The organism is Staphylococcus sp. EG-SA-17 (assembly GCF_017151845.1).
GTDB classification, from domain to species: Bacteria; Bacillota; Bacilli; order Staphylococcales; family Staphylococcaceae; genus Staphylococcus; species Staphylococcus aureus.
The window spans coordinates 1-3,207 of the sequence record NZ_JACVZO010000053.1 but is presented as its reverse complement, the minus strand read 5'-3'; the positions used below and the strand labels follow the sequence as shown (position 1 = coordinate 3,207).

10 protein-coding genes are annotated in these 3,207 nt (G+C 35.5%); all 10 read left to right on the top strand.

The window, feature by feature from the left end; translation table 11 throughout:
• Positions 1–86: 86 nt before the first annotated feature.
• Entirely contained in the window at positions 87–308 is a 222-nt protein-coding gene (locus tag IDG65_RS13735; protein ID WP_001123688.1) for a DUF3269 family protein, read from the top strand.
• Between the two features lie 9 nt (positions 309–317).
• On the top strand, positions 318–722 hold the full coding sequence (locus tag IDG65_RS13730) for a DUF1064 domain-containing protein (protein ID WP_000049787.1): 405 nt from the start codon (positions 318–320) through the stop codon (positions 720–722).
• 4 nt (positions 723–726) lie between these two features.
• A complete protein-coding gene (locus tag IDG65_RS13725; RefSeq protein ID WP_001187243.1) occupies positions 727–912 on the top strand; it encodes a DUF3113 family protein in 186 nt (61 codons plus the stop codon).
• A complete protein-coding gene (locus IDG65_RS13720) occupies positions 913–1,218 on the top strand; it encodes a hypothetical protein (RefSeq protein WP_000101252.1) in 306 nt (101 codons plus the stop codon). It abuts the gene before it with no gap.
• A gap of 127 nt (positions 1,219–1,345) precedes the next feature.
• Positions 1,346–1,705, top strand: a complete 360-nt coding sequence (locus IDG65_RS13715) for an SA1788 family PVL leukocidin-associated protein (protein WP_043856035.1) — start codon at positions 1,346–1,348, stop codon at positions 1,703–1,705.
• Positions 1,706–1,954, top strand: coding sequence for an SAV1978 family virulence-associated passenger protein (locus IDG65_RS13710; protein WP_031913267.1), 249 nt, complete (start codon positions 1,706–1,708; stop codon positions 1,952–1,954). It begins immediately after the preceding gene.
• Positions 1,955–1,968: 14 nt separating this feature from the next.
• Positions 1,969–2,361 (top strand): hypothetical protein, encoded by a 393-nt coding sequence (locus tag IDG65_RS13705; protein ID WP_001062709.1) that lies wholly within the window; start codon positions 1,969–1,971, stop codon positions 2,359–2,361.
• On the top strand, positions 2,358–2,549 hold the full coding sequence (locus IDG65_RS13700; RefSeq protein WP_000983947.1) for a hypothetical protein: 192 nt from the start codon (positions 2,358–2,360) through the stop codon (positions 2,547–2,549). The genes IDG65_RS13705 and IDG65_RS13700 overlap by 4 nt, the downstream gene beginning before the upstream one ends.
• On the top strand, positions 2,549–2,980 hold the full coding sequence (locus IDG65_RS13695; RefSeq protein ID WP_000615884.1) for a hypothetical protein: 432 nt from the start codon (positions 2,549–2,551) through the stop codon (positions 2,978–2,980). Before IDG65_RS13700 ends, IDG65_RS13695 begins: the two co-directional genes overlap by 1 nt.
• The coding region (higB, locus tag IDG65_RS13690) for a type II toxin-antitoxin system toxin HigB (RefSeq protein WP_206174171.1) at positions 2,973–3,207 on the top strand (235 nt) is incomplete at its 3' end. The genes IDG65_RS13695 and higB, both read left to right, overlap by 8 nt.

Here is a 3,207-nt window from a genome sequence, read left to right as displayed (position 1 = left end):
AAGAGAAACTTAAAAAACTTATTGATGATAAGTTGAAAGAAAAAGAAGAAAGACCCGCAATCGTCGAATATTAAGGAGTGTTAAAAATGCCGAAAGAAAAATATTACTTATACCGAGAAGATGGCACAGAAGATATTAAGGTCATCAAGTATAAAGACAACGTAAATGAGGTTTATTCGCTCACAGGAGCCCATTTCAGCGACGAAAAGAAAATTATGACTGATAGTGACCTAAAACGATTTAAAGGCGCTCACGGGCTTCTATATGAGCAAGAACTAGGATTACAAGCGACGATATTTGATATTTAGAGGTGGACGATGAGTAAATACAACGCTAAGAAAGTTGAGTACAAAGGAATTGTATTTGATAGCAAAGTAGAATGTGAATATTACCAATATTTAGAAAGTAATATGAATGGCACTAATTATGATCATATCGAAATACAACCGAAATTTGAATTATTACCAAAATTAGATAAACAACGAAAGATTGAATACATTGCAGACTTCGCGTTATATCTCGATGGCAAACTGATTGAAGTTATCGACATTAAAGGTATGCCAACCGAAGTAGCAAAACTTAAAGCTAAAATTTTCAGACATAAATACAGGACCATAAAACTCAATTGGATATGTAAAGCACCTAAGTATACAGGTAAAACATGGATTACGTACGAGGAATTAATTAAAGCAAGACGAGAACGCAAACGAGAAATGAAGTGATCTAATGCAACAACAAGCATATATAAACGCAACGATTGATATAAGGATACCTACGGAAGTTGAATATAAGCATTTTGGTGATGTGGATAACGAAAAAGATGCGCTGGCAGATTACTTATATAACAATCCTAACGAAATACTAGAGTATGACAATTTAAAAATTAGAAACGTAAATATAGAGGTGGAATAAATGGCAAGAATTACCAAAGAAACAAAAACTGTAAGCGACGGTTATTCAAGAGAAGACCGAGAAACGACATTGAACTATGATTACGAAAATCAAGAATGGATTGCTTACTCATCGGTACCGACACATATTACTAGAATGACAAAGTTGTACGGCGATGATGTAGAGGTATTGGAACGATTAGAATCTGGGACTGCGGTATTGGTTAGGGCGAAACTACCTAAAAGCGCAATAGGTTTTAGAAAATTAATGTCTGAAGAGCGACGACAAGAATTATCTGAGAGAGCAAAAAGAGCTTTTGGTCATTAGTGCTCGTGAATATAGGGCGAAAAACGACCAAAAAGACACACTAATACTTTTTAGGATAAATAACATCCGGAGAAAAAAACATGAGCTTTAAAAATTTTAACACAGGATAAATACAGAGGTGGAATAAATGAGTATCGTAAAGATTAACGGTAAACCATATAAATTTACCGAACATGAAAATGAATTGATAAAAAAGAACGGTTTAACTCCAGGAATGGTTGCAAAAAGAGTACGAGGTGGCTGGGCGTTGTTAGAAGCCTTACATGCACCTTATGGTATGCGCTTAGCTGAGTATAAAGAAATTGTGTTGTCCGAAATCATGGAGCGAGAGAGCAAAGAGCGTGAAATGGCTAGGCAACGACGTAAAGAGGCTGAGCTAAGAAGAAAGAAGCCACATTTGTTTAATGTACCACAGAAACATTCACGTGATCCGTACTGGTTTGATAATACTTATAACCAAATGTTCAAGAAGTGGCAGGAAGTATAAATGCCTAAAACCGATAGCGCATGTAAAGAATACTTAAACCAATTTTTCGGATCTAAGAGATATCTGTATCAGGATAACGAACAAGTTGCACATGTTCACGAAGTCAATGGCACTTATTACTTTCACGGACATTATAAAACGATGTTTAAAGGCGTGAAAAAGACATTTGATACAGCGGAAGAGCTTGAAACATATATAAAGCAACATGGTTTGGAATACGAGGAACAGAAGCAACTAACTTTATTTTAGAGGAGATGGAAATAATGGCAAAGATTAAAAGAAAAAAGAAGATGACGCTACTCGAACTGGTGGAATGGGCATGGAACAATCCTGAACAAGTTGAAAGTAAAGTGTTTCAATCAGATAGAATGGGCACGCTTGGAGAATGTAGCGAAGTACATTTTTCAACTGATGGGCATGGTTTTTATACAAAAGTAGTAACAGATAAAGATATTTTTACTGTAGAAATCACAGAGGAAGTCACTGAAGATACTGAGTTTGATTGTCTAGTAGAACTAAACGATATTGAAGGTTTTGAAATATATGAAAATGATTCAATCAGAGAGTTGATAGACGGTACTTCCAGAGCGTTTTATATACTAAACGAAGATAAAACTATGACATTAATTTGGAAAGATGGGGAGTTGGTAGTATGATGCAAACCTATAAAGTATGTCTTTGTATCAAGTTCTTTGCATCTAAATGTGATTATAAATTAAAGAAACATTATTTCGTGAAAAGTACGAATGAGGAAAAAGCCACGAACATGGTATTAAAACTGATTCGTAAAAAGCTCCCGTTCGAAACTGCAAGCATAGAAGTCGAAAAAGTGGAGGCAATATAATGATACAACCAACAAGAGAAGAATTAATTAATTTCATGAAAAAACATGGAGCTGAAAATGTTGACTCTATCACTGATGAGCAAAGTGCAATAAGACACTTTAGAGCTCAATCAAAAGTTTTTAAAGACGAACGTGATGAGTACAAGAAGCAACGAGATGAGCTTATCGAGGATATAGCTAAGTTAAGAAAACGTAACGAAGAGCTGGAGAACATGTGGCGCACAGTCAAAAATGAATTGCTTGGAAGATACGAACATTACTGTTTTAAAATTAGAGAACTACACCCTGAGAGCAAAGCGAACAGGATAGGAGCTCTCTATATAGGAGGTAAAAGCACTGCAGATATTATACTGTCGCGAATGGAAGAACTAGACGGAACAAATGAGTTCTACGAATTTTTAGGGCAAATGGAGGAAGACACAAATGAATAACCGTAAACAAATAGAACAATCAGTGATCAGTACTAGTGCGTATAACGGTAATGACACAGAGGGGTTACTAAAAGAGATTGAAGACGTGTATAAGAAAGCGCAAGCGTTTGATGAAATACTTGAGGGTTTACCTAATGCTATGCAAGATGCACTCAAAGAAGATATTGATCTTGATGAATCAATAGGAATTATGACGGGTCAAGTTGTCTATAAATATGAGGAGGACA